Below are 21,580 nucleotides of genomic sequence, written 5' to 3'. Positions count from 1 at the left end.
TAAAGTTTCACTTTATAAGTGCCTTCATAACTTACGAGAAACAAATTTCAAACAAATATATATCACTTATCTTTTTCTTTTATCTCCGTCAACAGCTCAATAATTTTTTCATTTTGCTCCACTTGTTTCTCTGAGTTTTGATAGATGAAACGAACCCATCTTAATACAACAACAACTATCAATACCGGTAGTAGTGCAATTATTATCCCCAATACCGAGAAATTAGACATCATTTTCCATCACCTCGCTATATACACCTTTCTCCATCTACCCACCAAACCCTTCCATTTTTTACAAATAAAAAAGAACCTATCAAACGATAGATTCTTCTTTTGCAAACTGAGCAGAACGTCCTCTCGTAATCGAGAAAATTGCACAAAGCAGCGCTAATATAATAAAGCCACCTCCTACCCAAGCGTTGTATATAACAGATGATTTTTCAATAACAACTCCGCCTACTGTTGAACCGAGCGCAATTCCTAAGTGAAGGGCAGAGTTATTTAAACTTTGCTGAATACCAGCTGATTCTGGTGCAATTTCAATTAAATAATTTTGTTGTGCTGGTGAAATAGCCCAGCTAAGCATACTCCAAATTCCCATCATAATAATGAACAGCGGGAATGAAAATGTCATCATTGGCAATACGAAGATCGCACACGCAAATACGATAATAATTGAGATAATACTTTTCTTCGATCCCCATTTATCCGCAAGCCAGCCACCGAAGCCGCCACCAATTACTGCTGCAACTCCGAAAATGAAGTAAAATACACTAATCCAATTTGCCTCAACATGCATCACATCTTTTAAGAATGGTGTTAAATATGCATATAGTGTTAAATGACCCGTTAAAAATAAGAATGACGTTAACTGTGCACTGACAATTTTTTTATCTTTTAACGTAGCGATTTGCTCTCTTATCGATAGCACTGATGTTGGTGGTACTTTCGTTAAGAATAATGAAATACATGCGATTGCCATTACTGTTAAGATCGAAATGAGTACAAATGGTGCACGCCATCCATATGCATTTCCGAGTACAAGGCCAAGCGGTACTCCAAGTACAAGTGAGCCACTAATCCCCATGAAGATGATTCCAATTGCACGCGCACGAAAATGTGGTTCTACAACGCTAGAAGCAAGTGTTACTGACAGTGCAATAATAAGCGAACCACTCGCCGCACAAATAACCCTTGAGAACATTAACATCCCATAATTCACACTACATGCTGAAATAATATTTCCGATTAAGAAAATTGATAATGCCCCAATATATAATTTTTTTCTTTCAGACTTTCCAGTTACCGCTAATAAAACCGGACCTGATAAAGCAAATACTACTGAAAATATTGTTATAAGCTGACCAGCCGCACTAATAGATACTCCTAAATCATTGGCAACTAAATCAAGCGTTCCTCCTATAATTAGCTCAACCGTTCCGACTACGAAAGCCGCGATAGCTAAAATATGCACACGAAAATTCAAGTCTTTCCCCACGCTTTCTATTTTGGTTACTACGACTATAGTAACCAAAATAGAAATTGAAAACAAGTACAATTTTTTTACAGTAAAAAAGGTAGGCGTATAATACGCCTACCCTTCAATCATGATACTTCAGTTTTGTTCTTCTTATTTAAATACCAATATACCGGCAGTCCAGTAAAGACAATTCCAATTGATAAGAAACAACTTACCGGATCATTGATAATTGCACTACCAATTACAAAGAGCGAACCGAAAATCGCAACGATTGGTACGATTGGGAATAACGGTACACTATATGCACGCTCTTTATTCTTATTGCGTTTTCTTAAAATGAAGACACCAATAAACGTCATTACATAGAAAATATAAATAATGAATACGGAAATCTCAGATAGCTTATTCGGATCACTAATAATCATTAAAATAATTCCTAAAATGATTTCAACAGTAATTGCATTTGCTGGTGTTTTAAATCTTGGGCTTTCCTTTGCAATAAACTTAGCAAATGGAAGCTGTCCACGTTCTGCCATCGACATCGGGATACGTGGGAACGTTAAAATCTTTCCATTTAAACAACCGAAAATAGACACGATAATACCGATACTAATAATTTTTCCACCATATTCACCAAGTAGCATGCCCGCAGCTGTCGCTGTTGCATTTTCTCCAAGGTCCACAATTTCCACTGCTGGTAATACATTTAATAATGCCAAATTAATTAATACGTAGGCAGCTGTTACAATTAAAATCCCAACTGTCATTGCTTTCGGTAATAACTTTGTTGGATTCTTCATTTCTCCGCCAATTGACGCAAGCAGGATCCAGCCGTCATAAGCAAATAATGTTGCTAAAATTGCCATACCGATACTTTGATTTTCAGATATCGGCACAACTACATTAAAGATATCGCTATTTCCTTTCCAAAAACCTAGCACGACGATTAATACGATCGGAATCATTTTCCCGATTGTCGTAACTGTTTGGACGATACCTCCGTATTTTGTTCCCATACTATTTACAACGCCAAGGAACACAACAGTTCCAATTGCGATTGGTAAATTCCATACTTTATCTAAATAGAAGAAGTTAATCATTAAAGAACTAAAGTACAACCCTAACGTTCCAATAATAGCTGGTCCATAAACAATCGTTTGCATCCAGCCTGATAAATATCCCCAAAAACTTCCGTAAATCTCCTCTAAATACGTATACAACCCACCATTTTTCGGGATTTGCGCTCCAATTTCAGCTACTGTTAAACCGCTTGCTAGCGTCAACAGACCACCAATTACCCAAGCAAGAATCGCCATATTAGAACTCCCCGAGTAATCTAATACGCTCCCTGGTTTCATAAACACACCAGATCCAATAATCGTTCCTACTACGATAGAAAGTGCTACCGTTAAACCAATCTTGTTCTTCTCATCATGATGCATGCTGCGTATCCTCCTTCCAATCCTAGTGTGATGCAAAAATGAAATAAAAAAACACTCCTCCCTAAAAAAGGGACGAGTGTTATATTCGTGGTTCCACCCTTGTTTCAATTCGTAAAGTAACACACTTCACCAATTTCTCAAGTCTAAATAACGGTTTTTGCCGGCAAGCAATTACTAGATGTTCGTTCACTGCTGCAGTTCAGAGGTGGTAATCCATTTTTTCGTATTAGGAAGCTCACAGCCAAAGGCTTCCCTCTCTGAGAATCGTAAAAAATTGATCGTGTCCTCATCATCACTTCTTGATGTCGAATTTTGTAGTTATTGTTCATTATATTGAATTGTTAGAAAAAATCAATATATTTTTTATATAACATACGAAATGTTTCTCTTCTTATATTATAACAGAATTTACGATACTTCTCTAATTCCCTAAAAATGGTATACTCTATATAGGAGGTGCACCAATAATGATTGCTGTTTTTTGTCTCATTGCTACGCTTCTTTCTGTTCTATTCGCTATCATGTTCAGGCATAAATATCCTGGTTATAGCATTTTAACAGTAGCTATTATACCAGCTGTTTCCTTCTATGTATTAGGTACATATCAATACACGGAAGTGTTTATCGGTTTTGCAATCTTCTACTGCGTCTTTGGATACATACTAACAATGAAAAGAATTTTATTGAATCATTAAAAGGGACCGATTTCTGCCAGCAGAAGTCGGTCCTCACATGTATCTTCCGGTTGCCCACACGAAAGATACATAATTCGATTATTTATCTTCTTTGTTCATAAAAAACTTGTGGTGCGGCAAATCAACATTCAATGCTTCTAATTGTTTCTTTTCATTATCTAAAATCGCTTGTGCTTTTGTTTTTGTTGCCCCATCTAATCCCGCAAAGATGTCTCCATGCTTCTCTTTCTCTGGAAGTTTCACACCTAGTTTTGTTAATTCTTCTTTTGCTTGCTTATGTGTTAATTTCCCGGACTTTTCCTGTTCAAAAATAGACTTTGCTTTTTCCTTTGTTGCTTCATCTAAGTTAGCAAGCATGTCTTTATGCTTACCCTTCTCTGGCATTTTCACACCTAACTTCGTTAATTCCTCTTTTGCTTGTTCACGTGTTAATTTTCCGGATTTCTCTTGCTCTAAAATTGATTTTGCTTTTTCTTTTGTTGCTTCGTCTAAGTTAGCAAACATGTCTCCATGCTTACCCTTTTCTGGGAACTTCACGCCTAGTTTCGTTAATTCTTCTTTTGCTTGCCTATGTGTTAATTTCCCGGATTTCTCTTGCTCTAAAATCGATTTTGCTTTTTCTTTCGTTGCTTCATCTAATCCCGCAAACATATGCTTATGTTTTTCTTTCTTTGGAAGCTTTACACCTAGCTCCTCCAACTGTTTCTTTGTACCGTCCATAATCGTTTTTACTTTTTGTTTTGTAGCGTCATCTAAATCTTTTTTCGCCGTTTTTGTCGCTTGCTCAGATGCTGGAGTATTCGTTGCCGCGAATGCCGGAATACCGACTCCTCCAATGATTCCGAATGATAAAGCACCTGCAATCGCTAAATACCCAACTGTTTTCTTCTTCATAGGAAATTTCCTCCTTCATAGTTCTACAGCATGTACACTCTCGTATACAATGCCTATAGTAATGTCAGTTTCTTAAAATTTCCTTAACGACTTAACAAAAAAACACCGCTCGTGATGAGCGGCGTTATTCTATGTTTTTTGTAATTGTAATTCTTCACGTTCCATTATTCTTCTTAATACAATTGTCTGTGTCATTGTAAATAAGTTACCTGTTATCCAGTACAACACAAGACCTGATGGCGCCGCAAATCCCATAAATAGAATCATTGCCGGCATCATAATTTGCTGCATTTTCAACATCTGTACTTGTTCCCCAGGTGTAATATTAGATTGGAAAACTTTCATCTGAATAAATGTCGTTAACGCTGCGATAATCGGTAATATATGATAAGGATCTGCATGTCCTAAGTTTACCCATAAAAACGAAGATGTGCGAATCTCTTCTGTTCGGCTAATCGCATAATACAAAGCAGAGAAAATCGGCATTTGTATAAAGATTGGCCAGCAACCAGCAAGTGGATTCCAACCGCCTGATTTCATTAGTTCTGACATTTCTTTTTGATACTGCTTTTGTTTTTCAAGATCTTTACTTACATCACCGTATTTTTTCTTTAGCTTCTGCAATTCAGGTTGCATTTTTTTCATTTTCGCTTGGCTACGATATTGCGAAACAGCTAATGGAATCATTGCTGAACGAATAACGAGCGTCATAATAATGATAGCAATCCCGAAGCTTGCTCCCGGTATATGATGAGCAACAAATTGAATCATAAACGAAATTGGATATACGAAATAATGATCCCAAATTCCGGTACTATGCGCATCAATTGGGGCTGCATTACTGCAACCAGATAAAACCAAAACAAGTAATAATGATAAACTAACGAGCACAGCTCGGTATGATTTTAACATGTTCATTCCTCCAATGTTTCGTAATTATTTAGCGAAACATTGGTGTATACGGACCAACCTCGTCATTCTCTTCACTTGATTCTTGTCTGCGTACAGAACGAATCATTCCATATTTATAAAAAATCGAAAATAGCGGTACATTCCCCGCACTATCTTCACATGTATCAACTAACGCAAAAGCTCTTTGTCTACCGCTCGATGCTTGCTGACGCACAAAGCGAGAAACGTTAGCAAGGAAGAAAACTTCTAATAAACAAAGTGCTGTCGTTACAAACGATATATATAGAATTGCATCCTGCAATAAAAATTCCATCGCTTCACATCCTTAATAAGGTCATTTTAGCACATTCGGCAAACATTCTCTATTTCCTTTTATCGTCAAAAAAAAGTATTTTGCATATTTTCTCAAGAAAACAATAATTAAGAAACATTGTATTCGCTTTCTTTAGTATATTCACACACACCAATGAATAGGCTTGATTTATTAGAAATTTATAAAATTTTTGCATTATAATAAAACTATTGCCAGTTTTTGAAAAAACCTTTATTCTCTTCTTGTAATCAAAAATGAATATGGAGATGAAACATACTATGGGTCAACTAGGAGACGCCGATTACGTTCCCGACACCGCCTTTTTATCCTTCCCAGCAGCTAAAACATTTCACTTAGAATTTATCATACAGTTGGTTGTTATTTTCGTAGCTTCTATTTTGTATGCAATTTCTATGAATATGTTCTTTATCCCGCATAACATGATTAGCGGTGGATTTGCTGGAGTAGGGATGATTATCGGTTATTTAATGCACTACAATATCGGTGCACTTATCTTTTTACTAAACATTCCTCTTCTTATTTTAAGTCACTTTTACTTAGGCAAGAAGACAACCTTTTTAACAGCGTACTTTGTAGCTGTATCATCGTTAGCGATGAACATTATCCCTGTACACCAAGTTTCAGATGATATTTTACTATCTTCTGTATTCGGCGGTGTAATTTGCGGAGCAGCTTCAGGAATCATATTCCGATTTGCTTCTTCAACAGGTGGATTTGATGTTGTTGGATTGATTGTAGCGAAATATCGAGATGTTTCAATTGGAGCAATCATATTTGTATTCAACTTAATCTTACTTGTAGCAGCAGGTTTTATTTTCGGATGGGATATTACACTTTATACGTTAATTAGTCGATTTGTAGTCAGCAAAGTGATCGATGCTGTGCATACGAAACATATTAAATTAACGATAATGACAATTACAGAAAAAGGCGAGGAAATAAAAAGCGCCCTACTACATCACGGCATACGTGGCGTGACAATGGTAGATGCTGTCGGCGGCTATACAAACCATAAGAAAAAAATGATTTACACTGTCGTGACTCGTTATGAGTTAGGCGAAATGAAACGTATTATCCGTCAAGTGGATAACAAAGCATTTATGAACATTACTGAAACAGTTGAAATTGTCGGCCGTTTCAAACGCATATAAAAAAGAGTAATACATGAAAGGGCATAACCTATTAGTCATATATAATAGGTTATGCCCTTTGTTATTCAACTCACGCACCTTTTAGCATAATAAAATCACTAAGTTTATTATGACAAATCAGTGGATAGCATTCCATATACAATACTATCTGTCCATTCATCTTTATTCCAAAAGTCTTGCATGAAATGTGCTTCCTTTCTCATGCCTATTCGTTCACACAATTTTTGTGAAGCTGTATTACGTGCATCAAGATTAGCTTGTATACGATGTACATTACATTCATTAAATAATTTAAATACCAAACTACTTACTGCTTCTGTTGCCAAACCTCTCCCAGCTACTTCACTTGAAAAACTATAACCAATCTCAACAGTATCTTTCATATTTGTGTACCATACGGATAAATCACCAACTACTTTAGTTTTGTATATAACTGCCAAACTTAATATTGACTCTTTAGTAAGTACATTGTTTGCTAGCTTCTTATTAAATCTCTCCTGCATGTCTTCATGAGTCCACTTATTATGTAATAGAAACTTACATGTATCATCATTATTATAAATAGCAAATACATCCTGTAAATCAGTCCTCTTAAAAGGTCTAATTATTAATCTTTCTGTTGTGATTTCCAAGCTAGTTCCCCTTTCTTTCCTTTATGCTACAAAACATTTTTATAGTATTTAATTCCCCTTCTTATATCCCACCTTAATTACATATTTCATCATAGTAAATGAAAATCCTTCTTCCACTAAGCTGCGCCGTTAATGGTATTTCTTTGCGATTTTTATTTTTTACACTTATTACAAAATCAGATAATTCTATCATTACGCCTCTAAATGTGTTATAATAAAAACAGACTCACAAAAAAAGAGTATATAGACTTGGAAGTTTCTCTTATTTTACAAGCAAAAAGAAACGAGCAGTCGGGTATATTTCAGACACCATACACGTAACGGTTTAAATAACCGATCACTCTTCAATGATCTTTTTTATAAAAAGATACGTACAACTAAAACTCACTTCAATATACTATACCTACCTTTTTGACTTCCAAATCATCTTATTACATAAGGAGATGAACATATGAATCAATATATAAGATATACAATAGCTGTCCTGTTTGCTATTATCGGCGGAACAATCTGCTTCTGGACAAACACTCAGCTTGGAGAGAATATCATTTTTAATGGAATCGAAACACTTGTAAGCGCTTCAATTTTAGGCGGATACATTTTCTTCCTCTTCAATCCAGAAGAAAATGCGCAAAAAACAATGCTACTAACAATGATTGGAATCGTTGGCGGATGTATTTCCTACTCAATGACTAACTATACATTACCACTTCAATTAAGCTCAGCTTTCTTCCACGGTCTATGGACTTGGTTCATTGCATTCTGCCTAGCAGATGTATTCAACCTATTACAAGACAATGAAGAAGAAAACGGTCGCCAAATTGAAAGTAACTCGTAAGCTGGAAGATATTCTTCCAGCTTTTTTATGTTGTTTTGTATACCCCAACACCAAAATAAAAAGAAGCTACCTTCACAGCAACTTCTTTTCCATATACCCCATCCAGTACCAAACGGATTATATCAGCGCTTTTCCAAATATATCGACGATTCGACATAACATATCGACTTACCGACACCCTTCGACAACTAGAGCGTACAACATACCCTATCCCCCAAGCAATTTACTGCCGAACTCTACGATTAAAAAGATAACTAATAGGATCGCGAGTATCTTTAATGCTACATATGCTACTTTGAAAACAGCATAAATGAGCAAGATGATTAAAATAATCGTTAAAATTTCCATCTAGAATTCCTCCAAGCTTTGCTCTTCACATCTTATTTTACTCGCCCCACACTTCTTATGGAACGGCATAAGACGACATAGAAAAAAGAGGATACTTCACCCATCGTAAGATACCCTCTCTTTCAGCTGCTCAAACCATTCTCTCTCTAATTGTAAATATCCCAGTTCATTCTTTTCGGCATTCTGCAATTCTTTATCGGCTTTCTTCATATAAATATGTGAAGCTTCTAGATCATTCTCTACATATGTAACAATCGCTTGTGTGCGATAATACCCATGTAAGTCTATTTTTGTAACCACCTTCCCATGTTCCTTCGCTTCTTGCAGAGAAAGACGATCCATCTCATAAAGAGCTTTATATAAAAGATACCAACTATGAAAACTACTAACGAAAAATTTATTTTCTTTCGTTACAGGGCGTTTCACGATTTGTTCTACATACGGTATCGCTTGTTCCATTCCATTTTGATCCGAACGAGCAAGGAAGACGAGCATAAGTCCGCTCATTATATCTCTTATACTTTTATCCTCTTTTAATTTCTCCTTACTAATTTCTACTAATCTCTCGTCCCAATCTTTCGGCCTCTTATAACTAAACAACTCACTTGATACTTGAATATTATATAAATGCTGCTGCGCTTTTTCATCATCCTTGATTAAAATGAGAAATTGCATACCATCACTCAAAAACGTTCCTTTTATCGGTACGATTGTAGCTGCAAAAATTGTAAAGTGTAACACAGCAAAGTATAAAAGGTATTGATAATAACTCACCATATATATGTAACCAAAAGTAATACCAAATAGTAAACTTGTCATTGGCCCACCTAAAGTCATCCACGCCCATTTTTTTGAAAGGTTTGGTGTCTCTATAGAAGGTGGCACTAACATTACGACGCCTCCAAAGTACATCCACAATTTATTTTCTCGAATGCGTACTTTCCCCTTCTCTTTTTGAAAAGTAATCGGCCCTACTGTCATAAATTTAAAATTCAAACCACCTATTAAACCAACTACTACATGTCCCAGCTCATGAATAGCTAGCACTAATAAAAAGATTAGAAATAATGCCCATACATCTAACATTATTTCTAATCTCTCCGTTCGAATTACTCCGTATAAAATGGACAGAATTAGCACCACTGTCAGTGAACCAGCTGGCCTTCTTAAAATATCCACCTTTTTCTCCCCTTAGTAAATCATTTTTCTATGCATTTCGTACATGAATTTTCCGATATGTAATATCCAAATAAACGAGATTAAACCAAGCAACACGAAATTGATATCACTAACAACTGTATATATAACGGCAGCCCACCACACATATGCCAATACTTTATTCGTAAATTCGTACGCTTTATATCCAGCTTCATGCACAATATGCTTTAATCCTTCATCTGCGTTTTTCTTCCACATCTCCATCGATTCCATATACGTTACACCTTGTTCAGGGTAAAGCTTGTTATAACGATTTCTCGCCATAATCCCAATGATCACTATAATAATCGTAAAAGCAGTAGCAGCTACCATGTTCCAAATTGCGAAGGAAACATTTGCATCATGCATGAATGCACGTCTACATGCAATAACTGCATATACAAACCAGGCCTGCGTAACTATATCACCTATACGTAAATACATAATTACAATCCCTAATTTTCTACCTTGTACACTCTCTTCTTCATCACGTGCCTCCGCTAACATACGTGTATTCTTCCAAGTGTAATACATCATTATCATTCCAAAAAGAGTACATACACCTATTAATATATTGGGTGATAATTTTCTCGGTTCATCCGAGAGTAAGTCTAAAGCTATATAGGATGCAAAAAAGCCACCTACCATACTTAATATGAGCTTGCAAAAACTAATAAATTGTTCTCCCAGTTTACTCTTCACCATCATCTTCTCCCTCCACTAACTCAAATATTTCCTCCACCGGTACATTGAAAATATGTGCGATTTTTAACGACAATACGATAGATGGTGCATAATCCCCGCGCTCAATTAAACTGATCGTTTGCCGTGATGATCCAATCGCTTTCCCTAAATCCCCTTGTGATAAACGATGCTTTGCTCGCAATTCTCTCACTCGATTTTGAAGCTTCATGTCTTACCTCTTTTTCATTTATTTATTTAAAATTGTAAATAATATCCTTATTTTTGTCAATTATAATTGTCATTTTGACGTTAATAATTGACAAGATAATCTATGAAGTTTTAAACAGGTAAACAAAAACTTATTAAAATAGATTGGAAAATAAAAAAGGCAGTGCATTTGCACTGCGTTCCTAATTTTTGACATAGAATGGATTCCATATTAACTTGCGTTTTGTAATAATGCTCGTTTTAACTGTTTACGGAAACGAACTCCTAACGTAATTGCTACAATCACAATCACTCCAAAAATGATTTTACCGATGTGACCTTCTAGCGCTCCAAAAATATCATGTAAGTTTCCACCTAACCAGTAACCACCAATTAAGAAGAATGATACCCAAAATAGAGCACCTGAGTATATTGTAATCGCAAAACGGCGGAACGGTAAGTTAATAATTCCTGCAAAATATCCTGTAAAATGACGTACACCAGGAATAAAGAAACCGATAAAAATTAGGAAGTATCCATACTTATCAAACCACGTTCTTGTTAAGTCAATTTTTCTTTGGGTTAAAAATACGTATTTCCCATACTTTTGAACAAAGGGCATTCCTAATTTATTTCCTAAAAAGTATTGGATTGTCATTCCTACACTTGTCCCAATAAAGGATAGGATAATTAAAATCGGTAAACTTAAATCACCTTTATGTGCTAAAAATCCCGCATATGCTAACGTTGGCTCTCCCGGAAACGGAAGTGCAATATATTCTAACAGCAAACCAACAAGTACAACATAGTACCCGTATTGCTGAAATAATTCATGAATCCATTCCATGCCATCTCTCCTTTCCATCACGTACAACTTCTTACTATTATTGTATAAAAAAATTGTCGAAATAACTATCACAATAGCTTACATTTTTATTACATTTTTGTAAGGATCACACTAAAATTTCCCGTTCTTTATTTACTTCTATGTACGTTCATTTAAAAACAAATTAACAAATATATACCGAGAGAAACACGGACTTAATATGCATTTTTTATCCATTTTTTAACACTTAACAATCATCTTATTTTGTTCTCAATAAAAAACCACCACAAACTCATACTAACTTCATATTAGCTTCATATACGTATTGTAAGATTATATCGGAATTTGTTGAAAAATTTAACCAATATATGACTAAGCATTAAATTGAATAAATATAAGTCGTTTTTCGAAATTGAAAAAAGGGTGAATAAGAAATGGAAGCTTATAAAATGCACGATTTTATTAATACAAATGTTGAATCACATCAAAATGAAACCGTTTTTAATTTACACATATGTGAAACAAATGAATTTGACGTAAGTTTAACAAAATCTACAACACTGTCTTTTATCGTTTCAAAAAAGAACATTAAAATCGTTACGAAAAAATGGATTAATTCAAATCAAGAAAGCATGATTGGCAAAAGTTACATCATTCCAACGAAAGCTTTCCACTACTTCTTACCAGTTATTTCTGAAACTGAAGATGAACTAAATATTCAAGTGCAAAGTTTTGGACTACATGGTGAACTTTTACTAAATGAAAGATTACTCATTGATAAAAACAACAAACACAATCCAAAGATTACTACCTTCTTTGAAACACTAGATGAAAATGTAAATAAAGTATTAAGAGGTTTGCAAATTCATTGTATGTAAGACTATTACAATAGCAAAAAGGAGCACATAATGAAAAAACTATTATTAAGCGCACTATTATCATTAGGATTTTTAACTATCCCATTCACAAATGCTGAGGCAGCTACAACGAACGCTCAACTAATTGTAAACACGCAGTTAAATAAAATGGATTATTATCAAAATGGAACGTTCATAAGAAGTTTTACTGTCGCTACTGGTAAAGCAACTACTCCTACACCTAAAGGCACTTTCCAAATCGTAAATAAAATTAAAAATCGTCCTTATTATACAGGCAAAATTAAAGGCGGAGATCCACGTAATCCACTTGGTGATCGTTGGCTCGGACTAAACATGGCAGGAACTTATGGAACAACTTATGCGATTCATGGTACGAACAATAATCAGGCAATCGGTAAATGGACAACACTAGGTTGTATTCGTATGTATAACAATGATATACACTGGTTATTTGAGCGTATTCCCCAGCAGGCTACTGTCACTGTAAAATAACCTATCAACACGATTTATGTGTAGCCAAGAATTTTATGTCTTGGCTTATTTTATTTCTTCATTTACAGTAGCAAAACAACTGTATTTACATATATAATAAGAATGGGTTTCGTTAAACAACATCAAAACATTGATAAACATGGATATTAAAATTATACAGTTATAATATTTTATAAATTTTACAATACATACTATAATAGAATTACTGTAATTCTTAAATATTCAGTTTCACTAAACAACTCCCCTTGCTACTTTCATGATTATTTTATGGCGGGGGCTTATTATATGTATAAACAATCTGAGTCATCGAAAAAATGATGAATTCGAATATTGCAGTAAAAAGCGTTATTTAGGAGGTGTTACTATGACGCATATACTGGTGATTGAAGACAACCCAGATATACAAGAACTAATTCGTGAATTTCTAATGGCACAAAACTTTACCGTTGATGTCGTTGGTGCTGGAACAGAAGGCATTCTTCTTTTCCAAAAAAATTCATACGACCTTGTCCTCCTTGATGTGATGTTACCAGATATAGATGGCTATAGTATTTGTAAAATTATGCGAGGACAATCTGATGTACCAATCATTATGTTAACAGGCTTACATAATGAAGAAAGTGAAATTAAAGGATTTGAATTAGGTATTGATGACTATATTACGAAACCGTTCCATTACACCGTATTTATTAAACGTGTAGAAGCTGTATTAAGAAGGGCAGCAACGAAGGAAGCCGAAGCTGCAACGATACTACAATTCCATGAATTGATGTTAAATTCTACAGCATATGCCGCTTATGTTCATGGTAATCAAATTGAATTGACAACAAAAGAATTTGAAATTATTTATACTTTACTGCAAAATCGAGGAAAAGTATTATCAAGAAGTGATTTGTTGAATAAGGTATGGGGCTATGAACATTATGGTGATGTAAGAGTTATAGATACACATATTAAAAACTTACGAAAAAAATTAGGAATTCCTTATATTAAAACGGTGAAAGGCATTGGCTACAAAATCGAATCGTAGCAAAGACAACATCACCAAAAATATTTTCATCAAAACCTTATTATTTTGTATTCTTTTATCACTTTGTCTTTATCAAATTATTTACTTCCTAGCTTCAAACTATGATAAAGAACGTTTTGCAAAAGAAAATGGAGCGCTAACTACAGAACAAGCGAATTCAAATAAACAAAACGACCAAAGTAAAACGAATCAAAATAAAGCTGGATCACAGGGAGACATTTTTAATTTTCAATCTTCGGTTATAGATTATAAATCACTCTCTACAGCTATCAATCACCTTTTGCAGCCTAGCCAAACTGCAAAAGCAAAAGAACATACTCAAAATATTTCGGGGAAAAATAGCGCTTCTGCTCCACTTACAGAAACGGAAAAGCAAGTCGCTACTAATAATGATGCCTTACATAAACAAAATGCAGCAAGTAAAACAAATGATGCACAAGATAATCCAAAATTAACAGATGTACTGCAGCAATTAGCTCCACATATTGGCGCGACAATGCTTGCATTATCTCTGCTCGGCTCTTTAATTTATGCAAAACTAATTGCTAAGCCTTTTCAATATATGAGTGATGCTTTAAAAGATATTATGAATCTTGATTTCTCAGATAAAAAACTACTTAACAAAAATACTGATCAAACAGATTTTAATTTACAAGTAGCTGCTTCACAAGTACCAAATATAGTGAAGAATTTACATGCAAGCAATCAAGATTTAAGAAATGAACTCAAAAAGGAGCAGCAATTAGAACAATCTCGTAAAGAATTTATGTCTATGGTTTCCCATGAATTAAAAACACCAATCGCAGCCGTTATGGGGCAACTAGATGGCATGATTCACGGGATTGGGGCTTATAAAGATAGAGATAAATATTTAAAACGCTCCTATGAAATGATGCAAGATATTAACATATTAACGGAAAAAATGTCGGAATTATCCAAAATACAAAATCCTCAATTTAAACCAGATTTAAAAGTTATCTCATTAACTAATATTATTGAGGATGTTATGAAGAAAGTAGATTATTTCGTATCTGTAAAGCAATTAAATGTTCAATCTAACATTAAACAAGATGTACAAGTTTTAGCTGATCCTAAATTTATTCAAACTGCCATTTTCAACATTATTTCAAATGCAATTCATTATACAATTGACCATCAGCATGTCTATATAAAGCTTTATGAAAAGCCAAACGGTTACGCATTAGAAGTATTAAATACAGGTTCACAAATAGATGAAGATAAACTTGCCCATTTATTTGAACCATTCTATCGCGCAAATCCTGACAAACATGGCTTAGTACAAGGTAGTGGTCTTGGGTTATACATTGTAAAACAAATACTAGATAAACATCAATTTCCTTATGGTATACAAAACACACCTCAAGGTGTAAAATGTTCTATTGTATTCCCAAAAGCAATGTAAAAACCTACTACAATTTCATACCCCAAATTCATACTTCGTATGAGTGGCGGAATTTTGTAGAGTATATGACTCTGTTTCGTTCGCCCGTTATCCTTATTTGGATAGCGGGCGTTTTTTATTATGTAAAAGGAGGATTTTCATGGAGAAATTTAAGTATTCATTACTCGTTTTATTCGGAGCTTGTAGCTACGGCGTACTTTCAACTATTTTTAAACTCGGATTCATTGATGGATTTTCAGCACATCAACTATTAGGAGGACAATATGTCTTCGGATGGATTGGACTTCTTCTGCTCGTTCTTTTCGTTTCACGTCATAAAGTAACAAAAAAGCAATTCTTTTCCTTACTAACAGTTGGAACGACAATGAGTATGACCGGTATCTTCTATGCTATTTCTGTAGAAGAACTACCAGCATCTATCGCTGTCGTCCTGCTTTTCCAGTTCACATGGATTGGTGTAGTCATTGAGGCAATTGCAAACCGTACATTTCCAAGCCGTGAGAAAGTTATATCTATCCTTATTTTATTTGTTGGAACATTGTTTGCAGGTGGTGTCTTTGAAGGTCTCGGACAAAACTTTTCCACGAAAGGTATTATCTTTGGCCTATTGGCTGCTGTCTCTTTTTCATTCTATGTATTTGCAAGTGGGCGCGTTGCTACAGAAGTTCCACCTTATACGAAAAGCTTCCTTATGACAACAAGCGCTACTCTTATCGTATGCTTATTCTTCCCGCCAACCTTTTTAACAGACGGTACCTTGCAAGCTGGTCTCTGGAAATACGCCTTCTTCCTCGGATTGTTCGGCGTTGTCGTACCTGTCATTTGTTTTTCAATTGGCGTACCGAAAGTTGGAACAGGACTTGGTACAATACTAGGAGCAGCTGAATTACCAACAGCCATTATCGCTTCTATTACACTTGTACATGAAGTCGTAACGTTCATGCAGTGGATTGGGATTCTCTTTATACTACTTGGGATTTTTACTCCTCAGCTCCTTACGGCTAGGAGAGAAAAGAAACGTAGTAGCGTGCATAGTGCCTAACAAAAGACCTTTCATATATTTGAAAGGTCTTTTTCTCTATCTCACTTTAACGCACTAAATAGCTTTTCTATCTCACACTCAATTTGTTTTACATCAATTCGTTCAAATAGCGGCTGCACACTATCGATTCTATTCGGCAATGTATGTTGAGGTTCCCAATTTCGGTTCACAATCGATAAGGTATTTCTAACTCTTTCACTTGAAAATGGTAAAAACGGTTCAAGGAGATTTGCAAAATTAGCGATAAGATACACACAGTTGTAAATCGTTTCTTCGCATGAAACTGGATCATCTTCTCGTTGTTTCCAAGGCTGCCTCTCATCAAAGTATTTATTTGCAAAACGCACTGTCTCAAATATTGTTTCTAGCGCCACCTTAAATTTAGTTTGCTCAATCACTTCTCCGACATTTTTATATAATCCTTCTACTTTATCTTTCAGCGCTATGTCAATACTTCCCTTCGGCACAGTACCACCATAATATTTTTCAATAAACTTTAACGTCCGGTTCACAAAGTTTCCGTATGCACCTAACAATTCACTATTATGACTGTAAATGAATTCACGCCACGAAAAGTCAGTGTCACGATTTTCTGGTGCATTTACTGTTAAAAAGTAACGAATAGAATCTGGATTATAGCGTTCTAATATATCAGGCACCCATACTGCCCAGTTTTTACTTGTAGATAATTTTCTTTTTTCAACTGTTAAATATTCATTCGAAACGATATGACGAGGAATTGCTCCTTCCCCTATTCCAAGCAATACCGCTGGCCAAATGATAGAATGAAACGGAATATTATCCTTTCCGTGTACATAATATGTTTTCGCTTCTTTATCCCAAAACTCTTGATCATCTTTCCCTGTTTCTTCAGCCCAATGTTTACTCGCTGAATAATACCCTGTCACTGCTTCAATCCATACGTAAATTTTCTTATCTTCATACCCTTCTACTGGAATTGGTACCCCGATTGGTAAATCACGTGAAACCGCCCTATCTAGTAATCCTTCCTTTACATATCTCTCTGTTAGTTGAATCGCATTGTCGCGCCATGTTCCTGTTTGTTTGGCGATTTCTACAGCCCTTTTAATTTGCTCCTGAAATGTATGCAATGCGAAATAAAAATGCTCTGTTTCCTGTATGGATGGTGTATTACCACATAACTTACATTTCTTTTCTAACAAATCGAGTGGATCTAAAATAGCTGAACACGCATCGCATTGATCTCCTCTTGCCTCTTCATGGCAATGTGGACAAACGCCTTCTACATAACGATCAGGTAAAAATTGTGTACACGTTTCGCAATATGCTTGTTCTACTGTTTTTTTATAAATATGTCCTTCTTCTAATAAACGTAAAAAAACATTTTGAACCGTTTCATGATGGCGCTCACTATCTGTACGTGTATAACAATCATAAGTAAAACCAAGGCTACGAAAACATCGCTCAAATTCTTCATGATACTTATCAGCAATGATCTTAGCCTCCACACCTTCTTGTTTTGCTCTAATCGCAATCGGTGTTCCATTACAATCACTTCCCGACACATACAACACATTCTCACCTTTCGCTCGGTAATAACGTGCTAAAATATCTCCAGGTAACAAACTCGCAATATGTCCAAGATGTAACGAACCATTTGCATATGGCCAAGCGCCTCCAATAAAAATACTCATCTTGCATTCCTCCTTTTAAATATAAAAAGCCCCGCCCCTATCTTAAAAAAGATAAGGGCGGGGCTGTATAAACAGTCGCGGTACCACCTTATTTCGCCAATTACTCACATAATTAGCCTTAACAAGTACGGAGCTATATGCTCTTATACTGTGATTTTGATAACGAGTACCAACTCTCGTCGCCGCCTACTATTATCATTTCATAAGTTCAGGACGAAGCTCAAAGGCCATTGTTCAAATGAATATTCTTGCTTCTTCTCAGCTACCGAAGCTCTCTGGAAAGAATGTGTTCATCCTACTTTTCCTTTTCAACGCTTTTATATATAACACGTATTTTACGACTTAATTGCAGAAAAATCAAACTTTAATTCAAAAAGAAAAGGAAATCCCATCCTCTCATAGAATACCTATACGTTCACGAAAGGAATGATACGATTGAATCAAAAACAACTAAGCGCACGTAATGAAAAAAGCTGGAATGCAGCTGCATATGAAGCTTGGACGAATCGTCACGGTGCACCAGCTGATTATGCGAAAAAAATCATGGAAGACCCTATGCACGAGGTAAATCACTATTTACCTTACATACAATCTCCAAAAGGAAAACGTATTATTAATTTACTCGGTTCAAAAGGCAATAAAGCCGTTGCTCTCGCTCTTTTAGGAGCTGACGTAACAGTTGTTGATATTTCAGCAAGTAATGCAAAATATGCAAATGAACTTGCGGAAGCAGCTGGTGTCTCTATCCAGTATGTCGTTTCTGATGTATTACATGCGCCGCTCTCCCAATCATTTGATATCGTATTGCTGGAACTTGGTGTACTCCATTACTTTCTAGATTTAAAACCTCTCTTTCAAAAAATTGCTACCTTACTGAAAGAAAATGGAATGCTTATCCTTCGTGACTATCATCCTGTTTACACAAAATTATTAGGGGGCGACCACCCATCATTTCGGGCTAATGGAAATTATTTCGATGAAGAATTAATGGAAGATGATGTTGCTTATAGCATTCTTCTTACAGAAGCGCAGAAAGAATCGTTACCTAAAACAACCATCCGTCGCTGGACGCTAGGAGAAATTATTACAACACTTGCAGAAGCACATTTTAAAATTGAAAAACTAGTTGAAGAACACGGGTCTCATCAAAGATGGGTCTTCCCTCCTACTGCACCGGAAGGAATGGAAGAGCGTGTGCCTGGTTTATATACATTAATTGCGACAGCATGCAAAAAAGGATCCCTTCACGGATAGGATCCTTTTTGCATGCTCACGCATATAAGTTGAGGTTGGAGATTACCATAATTCTGTAGAATAGGACACAAGATATTTCAACATTTCGTCTCTGACTTACGTCGTCAAAAAGGGGTATGACCAACATAACGAAGAGTAATGTTTATAGTTGATACTGATAATCGTTATCAACTAATTAGAAGTATACATCATGTTATTTCAAATTACAATAGGATTTCTAATTTTTATTTATGAATTTTTTGATATACAAATGTATACATTTTAAGAACATTTACTCATACTGATTTGCTATCTTCCACTATCTGCTATAATTTTCATTGAACAGATTAATAACTTCATAATAATGTTTTTATTAATTCTGTATTAACATTTATAAATTATAATAAACAGTTTTTAAAAGGTAGGGGTAACGATGAAATATGTTAGTATTCGAAAAAAACTACTCTTCACACTCTTAAGTATTTGTTCCTTATTTAGCATTGCTCTTATTGTTATTCTTTCATTCGCCATGAATCAAGCAAATGAAGTCGAAACCTTAAAAAATGATGTATCAAAAAGAGCAACAATTTTAAAAGAACGTGGCGATTGGTTCCAAGCACAAGTTGCTGGCTTACAAGAATATTTACTATCACATGATCAAAAAGGATTGGATAAATTCAACCGAGAAGGAAAAAAACTAGCTGATACTAGAGAAAAAGTAACAAGTGATAAAAAGCTCCCGGAAGGAATGAAAGAGGTGATTTTAATGGGAAGAAAATGGCGAAGCGTCATAGATAATGAAGTCCTTCCTCTCACTCGCGAAGGAAAATGGGACGAAGCATCCAAAATTGCTTTAGCTCAAACCGATTATGTAAACGACCTTTTAAGTCGTTTTACTAAATATGCAAATGAAGAAAATGATAAACGTGACGCATTAATTGCCGACGTAGAGTCTTCTTCATCTCTTATTCAATATATTATTTTCTTCTCCCTCATTACATGTACAATAACGGCTATTTTATTAGCATGGTGGTTCTCTGGTAAACTCGTTAAACCGATACGACAAATTGATGAGAAATTAAAAGAATTAGCTTCTCAAGATGGCGATTTAACAGCTAGATTGCACGTAACGAGTAAAGATGAAATCGGTGATATCGCCAATTCCTTTAATCAAATGCTCGCTAACTTACAACGTATCATACAACAAGTGCAACAAACATCAACAAGTGTAAAAGTAGCGTCTGAAAATGTGTTTATTGAAACAACTGCTTCTATGGAAAACACAGCAAAAACCGAGGAAACTATGAATGCTCTTGAACATAATATTCGTTCACAGGTTTCCAGCATAGAAGAAAGCTCAACTGCAATGGACGATATGGCAACAAGTGTTCAACGTATTGCAGAATCTGCCTCTTCTGTTGCTAGCCTAGCTGTTACAACTTCAGAAAAAGCAGATAGTGGGAATAAAGTCATTGAGAAATCTATTACACAGATGCATACCATTAACGATGCTGTTAATGCTACATCACAAGTAGTAGAGCGACTCATTACGCACACCAATCATATTGATACTGCACTTCAATCTATTTCTAATATAGCGGAACAAACGAATTTACTTGCTTTAAATGCTTCAATTGAAGCAGCCCGTGCTGGCGAACATGGGAAAGGATTCGCTGTTGTTGCCGATGAAGTGCGAAAACTTGCTGAACAATCTCAATTAGCAGCAACTGATATTAATCATTTACTTCATCAAATTCAAGAAGATACAAAAATAGCAAATGAAATGATGGAGCAAGGCCAATCAGAGGCGTCTGAAGGAATTACAGTCATTCGTACCGCTGGATCTTCATTCTCAGAAATTGTTAACCACATTAACAAAGTCTCTACACAAATACAAGAAATGTCTGCAACTGCTGAAGAAATGGCCGCAAGTTCTGAAGAAATGAATGCAGCTTTAAATAACATTGCTTCTATTTCAAATGAAGTTGCCGCCGAAACATCACAAACAGCAACTTCAGCTGGTGACCAAGTAAACAAAATGAGTGTCGTCGCTAAAAAGGCGTCTGAAATGAAATCGACTGTACAAGAACTTGAAGTTCTCGTTTCTCATTTCAAAACAAATGCTTAAAGTGAAAAAAGAGAGATTTAATCTCTCTTTTTTCACTTT

24 protein-coding genes and 2 other annotated features are annotated in these 21,580 nt (G+C 35.3%); of the genes, 10 read left to right on the top strand and 14 right to left on the bottom strand.

The features are described from left to right. Positions 1–62: 62 nt before the first annotated feature. From COL05_RS31595 to COL05_RS29060, 3 genes are all read right to left on the bottom strand, one after another. Positions 63–230 carry a hypothetical protein gene (locus COL05_RS31595; RefSeq protein WP_180233490.1) on the bottom strand — a complete coding sequence of 56 codons (168 nt, stop codon included), beginning with the start codon at positions 228–230 and terminating at the stop codon, positions 63–65. 82 nt (positions 231–312) lie between these two features. Continuing rightward, on the bottom strand, positions 313–1,557 hold the full coding sequence (locus COL05_RS29065) for an MFS transporter (protein WP_142337717.1): 1,245 nt from the start codon (positions 1,555–1,557) through the stop codon (positions 313–315). A 47-nt stretch (positions 1,558–1,604) separates the two neighbouring features. Next, on the bottom strand, positions 1,605–2,921 hold the full coding sequence (locus tag COL05_RS29060; RefSeq protein ID WP_098671121.1) for an APC family permease: 1,317 nt from the start codon (positions 2,919–2,921) through the stop codon (positions 1,605–1,607). A gap of 65 nt (positions 2,922–2,986) precedes the next feature. Beyond that, positions 2,987–3,223: a binding site (T-box leader), on the bottom strand. 165 nt (positions 3,224–3,388) lie between these two features. On the opposite strand from COL05_RS29060, the gene COL05_RS29055 reads away from it, so the two are divergent. Further along, complete coding sequence (locus COL05_RS29055) at positions 3,389–3,616, top strand: hypothetical protein (protein ID WP_098671120.1); 228 nt, start codon at positions 3,389–3,391, stop codon at positions 3,614–3,616. A 78-nt stretch (positions 3,617–3,694) separates the two neighbouring features. On the opposite strand, the gene COL05_RS29050 is transcribed toward COL05_RS29055, so the two are convergent. The 3 genes from COL05_RS29050 to COL05_RS29040 form a co-directional block, all read right to left on the bottom strand. Next, entirely contained in the window at positions 3,695–4,510 is an 816-nt protein-coding gene (locus COL05_RS29050; RefSeq protein WP_098671119.1) for a hypothetical protein, read from the bottom strand. Positions 4,511–4,639: 129 nt separating this feature from the next. Then, a complete protein-coding gene (gene yidC, locus COL05_RS29045) occupies positions 4,640–5,422 on the bottom strand; it encodes a membrane protein insertase YidC (protein WP_098671118.1) in 783 nt (260 codons plus the stop codon). Between the two features lie 28 nt (positions 5,423–5,450). After that, positions 5,451–5,735 carry a hypothetical protein gene (locus tag COL05_RS29040; protein WP_000394930.1) on the bottom strand — a complete coding sequence of 95 codons (285 nt, stop codon included), beginning with the start codon at positions 5,733–5,735 and terminating at the stop codon, positions 5,451–5,453. 278 nt (positions 5,736–6,013) lie between these two features. Between COL05_RS29040 and COL05_RS29035 the strand changes: the two genes are divergently transcribed. After that, positions 6,014–6,907, top strand: coding sequence for a YitT family protein (locus COL05_RS29035; protein WP_098671117.1), 894 nt, complete (start codon positions 6,014–6,016; stop codon positions 6,905–6,907). 107 nt (positions 6,908–7,014) lie between these two features. Here the strand turns inward: COL05_RS29035 and COL05_RS29030 are convergent, their stop codons facing one another. Beyond that, positions 7,015–7,539, bottom strand: a complete 525-nt coding sequence (locus COL05_RS29030) for a GNAT family N-acetyltransferase (RefSeq protein ID WP_098671116.1) — start codon at positions 7,537–7,539, stop codon at positions 7,015–7,017. Between the two features lie 451 nt (positions 7,540–7,990). Here COL05_RS29030 and COL05_RS29025 point away from each other — a divergent pair, with 451 nt between their 5' ends. Continuing rightward, positions 7,991–8,377: a DUF3938 domain-containing protein gene (locus COL05_RS29025; protein WP_001077770.1), complete on the top strand. Its 387-nt coding sequence runs from the start codon at positions 7,991–7,993 to the stop codon at positions 8,375–8,377. A 25-nt stretch (positions 8,378–8,402) separates the two neighbouring features. Here the strand turns inward: COL05_RS29025 and COL05_RS32115 are convergent, their stop codons facing one another. The 6 genes from COL05_RS32115 to COL05_RS28995 all read right to left on the bottom strand — a co-directional run bounded on the left by COL05_RS32115 (position 8,403) and on the right by COL05_RS28995 (position 11,660). Next, positions 8,403–8,534, bottom strand: coding sequence for a hypothetical protein (locus COL05_RS32115; RefSeq protein WP_257152611.1), 132 nt, complete (start codon positions 8,532–8,534; stop codon positions 8,403–8,405). 50 nt (positions 8,535–8,584) lie between these two features. Then, positions 8,585–8,725: a DUF3985 family protein gene (locus COL05_RS29015; RefSeq protein ID WP_098671115.1), complete on the bottom strand. Its 141-nt coding sequence runs from the start codon at positions 8,723–8,725 to the stop codon at positions 8,585–8,587. Positions 8,726–8,821: 96 nt separating this feature from the next. Further along, a complete protein-coding gene (locus COL05_RS29010) occupies positions 8,822–9,904 on the bottom strand; it encodes a M50 family metallopeptidase (protein WP_098671114.1) in 1,083 nt (360 codons plus the stop codon). A gap of 12 nt (positions 9,905–9,916) precedes the next feature. Further along, positions 9,917–10,627 carry a DUF3169 family protein gene (locus COL05_RS29005; protein ID WP_098671113.1) on the bottom strand — a complete coding sequence of 237 codons (711 nt, stop codon included), beginning with the start codon at positions 10,625–10,627 and terminating at the stop codon, positions 9,917–9,919. Beyond that, positions 10,614–10,835: a helix-turn-helix transcriptional regulator gene (locus COL05_RS29000; protein ID WP_098671112.1), complete on the bottom strand. Its 222-nt coding sequence runs from the start codon at positions 10,833–10,835 to the stop codon at positions 10,614–10,616. The genes COL05_RS29005 and COL05_RS29000 overlap by 14 nt, the downstream gene beginning before the upstream one ends. 210 nt (positions 10,836–11,045) lie before the next feature. Beyond that, the gene (locus tag COL05_RS28995; RefSeq protein WP_098671111.1) at positions 11,046–11,660 is read right to left on the bottom strand and encodes a DedA family protein; all 615 of its coding nucleotides are present in this window, start codon (positions 11,658–11,660) and stop codon (positions 11,046–11,048) included. A gap of 413 nt (positions 11,661–12,073) precedes the next feature. Between COL05_RS28995 and COL05_RS28990 the strand changes: the two genes are divergently transcribed. The 5 genes from COL05_RS28990 to COL05_RS28970 all read left to right on the top strand — a co-directional run bounded on the left by COL05_RS28990 (position 12,074) and on the right by COL05_RS28970 (position 16,504). Beyond that, positions 12,074–12,517 (top strand): DUF3978 domain-containing protein, encoded by a 444-nt coding sequence (locus tag COL05_RS28990; protein WP_048528253.1) that lies wholly within the window; start codon positions 12,074–12,076, stop codon positions 12,515–12,517. 30 nt (positions 12,518–12,547) lie between these two features. Further along, the gene (locus COL05_RS28985) at positions 12,548–13,009 is read left to right on the top strand and encodes a L,D-transpeptidase (protein WP_098671110.1); all 462 of its coding nucleotides are present in this window, start codon (positions 12,548–12,550) and stop codon (positions 13,007–13,009) included. Positions 13,010–13,373: 364 nt separating this feature from the next. Continuing rightward, the gene (locus COL05_RS28980) at positions 13,374–14,039 is read left to right on the top strand and encodes a response regulator transcription factor (protein ID WP_000148833.1); all 666 of its coding nucleotides are present in this window, start codon (positions 13,374–13,376) and stop codon (positions 14,037–14,039) included. Beyond that, entirely contained in the window at positions 14,017–15,462 is a 1,446-nt protein-coding gene (locus COL05_RS28975) for a sensor histidine kinase (RefSeq protein WP_098671109.1), read from the top strand. The genes COL05_RS28980 and COL05_RS28975 overlap by 23 nt, the downstream gene beginning before the upstream one ends. A 139-nt stretch (positions 15,463–15,601) precedes the next feature. Further along, positions 15,602–16,504 carry an EamA family transporter gene (locus COL05_RS28970; RefSeq protein WP_098671108.1) on the top strand — a complete coding sequence of 301 codons (903 nt, stop codon included), beginning with the start codon at positions 15,602–15,604 and terminating at the stop codon, positions 16,502–16,504. A 41-nt stretch (positions 16,505–16,545) separates the two neighbouring features. Here COL05_RS28970 and metG read toward each other — a convergent pair whose 3' ends face one another. Next, complete coding sequence (gene metG / locus COL05_RS28965; protein ID WP_098671107.1) at positions 16,546–18,180, bottom strand: methionine--tRNA ligase; 1,635 nt, start codon at positions 18,178–18,180, stop codon at positions 16,546–16,548. Positions 18,181–18,230: 50 nt separating this feature from the next. Further along, positions 18,231–18,501: a binding site (T-box leader), on the bottom strand. Positions 18,502–18,606: 105 nt separating this feature from the next. Here metG and COL05_RS28960 point away from each other — a divergent pair. Then, a complete protein-coding gene (locus tag COL05_RS28960) occupies positions 18,607–19,434 on the top strand; it encodes a class I SAM-dependent methyltransferase (protein ID WP_142337716.1) in 828 nt (275 codons plus the stop codon). Between the two features lie 412 nt (positions 19,435–19,846). Further along, complete coding sequence (locus tag COL05_RS28955; RefSeq protein WP_098671105.1) at positions 19,847–21,541, top strand: methyl-accepting chemotaxis protein; 1,695 nt, start codon at positions 19,847–19,849, stop codon at positions 21,539–21,541. Positions 21,542–21,580: the final 39 nt, after the last annotated feature.

Origin of the sequence: Bacillus sp. AFS059628, assembly GCF_002571225.1 — a bacterium.
In the GTDB taxonomy this organism is placed as follows: domain Bacteria; phylum Bacillota; class Bacilli; order Bacillales; family Bacillaceae_G; genus Bacillus_A.
Note: the sequence above shows the minus strand (reverse complement) of the source record. Positions and strands in the feature narration are given on the sequence as shown.

Bases quoted from the DNA above. Each gene is read 5' to 3' on its own strand.
- COL05_RS29035 (WP_098671117.1), top strand. From the start codon at position 6,014: ATGGGTCAACTAGGAGACGCCGATTACGTTCCCGACACCGCCTTTTTA.
- COL05_RS32115 (WP_257152611.1), bottom strand. From the start codon at position 8,534: ATGTCGAATCGTCGATATATTTGGAAAAGCGCTGATATAATCCGTTTG.
- COL05_RS29040 (WP_000394930.1), bottom strand. From the start codon at position 5,735: ATGGAATTTTTATTGCAGGATGCAATTCTATATATATCGTTTGTAACG.
- COL05_RS29015 (WP_098671115.1), bottom strand. From the start codon at position 8,725: ATGGAAATTTTAACGATTATTTTAATCATCTTGCTCATTTATGCTGTT.
- COL05_RS28955 (WP_098671105.1), top strand. From the start codon at position 19,847: ATGAAATATGTTAGTATTCGAAAAAAACTACTCTTCACACTCTTAAGT.
- COL05_RS29050 (WP_098671119.1), bottom strand. From the start codon at position 4,510: ATGAAGAAGAAAACAGTTGGGTATTTAGCGATTGCAGGTGCTTTATCA.
- COL05_RS28960 (WP_142337716.1), top strand. From the start codon at position 18,607: ATGATACGATTGAATCAAAAACAACTAAGCGCACGTAATGAAAAAAGC.
- COL05_RS28995 (WP_098671111.1), bottom strand. From the start codon at position 11,660: ATGGAATGGATTCATGAATTATTTCAGCAATACGGGTACTATGTTGTA.
- COL05_RS28970 (WP_098671108.1), top strand. From the start codon at position 15,602: ATGGAGAAATTTAAGTATTCATTACTCGTTTTATTCGGAGCTTGTAGC.
- COL05_RS29060 (WP_098671121.1), bottom strand. From the start codon at position 2,921: ATGCATCATGATGAGAAGAACAAGATTGGTTTAACGGTAGCACTTTCT.
- COL05_RS31595 (WP_180233490.1), bottom strand. From the start codon at position 230: ATGTCTAATTTCTCGGTATTGGGGATAATAATTGCACTACTACCGGTA.
- COL05_RS29005 (WP_098671113.1), bottom strand. From the start codon at position 10,627: ATGGTGAAGAGTAAACTGGGAGAACAATTTATTAGTTTTTGCAAGCTC.
- COL05_RS29000 (WP_098671112.1), bottom strand. From the start codon at position 10,835: ATGAAGCTTCAAAATCGAGTGAGAGAATTGCGAGCAAAGCATCGTTTA.
- COL05_RS28985 (WP_098671110.1), top strand. From the start codon at position 12,548: ATGAAAAAACTATTATTAAGCGCACTATTATCATTAGGATTTTTAACT.
- COL05_RS29055 (WP_098671120.1), top strand. From the start codon at position 3,389: ATGATTGCTGTTTTTTGTCTCATTGCTACGCTTCTTTCTGTTCTATTC.
- metG (WP_098671107.1), bottom strand. From the start codon at position 18,180: ATGAGTATTTTTATTGGAGGCGCTTGGCCATATGCAAATGGTTCGTTA.
- COL05_RS29025 (WP_001077770.1), top strand. From the start codon at position 7,991: ATGAATCAATATATAAGATATACAATAGCTGTCCTGTTTGCTATTATC.
- COL05_RS28990 (WP_048528253.1), top strand. From the start codon at position 12,074: ATGGAAGCTTATAAAATGCACGATTTTATTAATACAAATGTTGAATCA.
- COL05_RS28980 (WP_000148833.1), top strand. From the start codon at position 13,374: ATGACGCATATACTGGTGATTGAAGACAACCCAGATATACAAGAACTA.
- yidC (WP_098671118.1), bottom strand. From the start codon at position 5,422: ATGTTAAAATCATACCGAGCTGTGCTCGTTAGTTTATCATTATTACTT.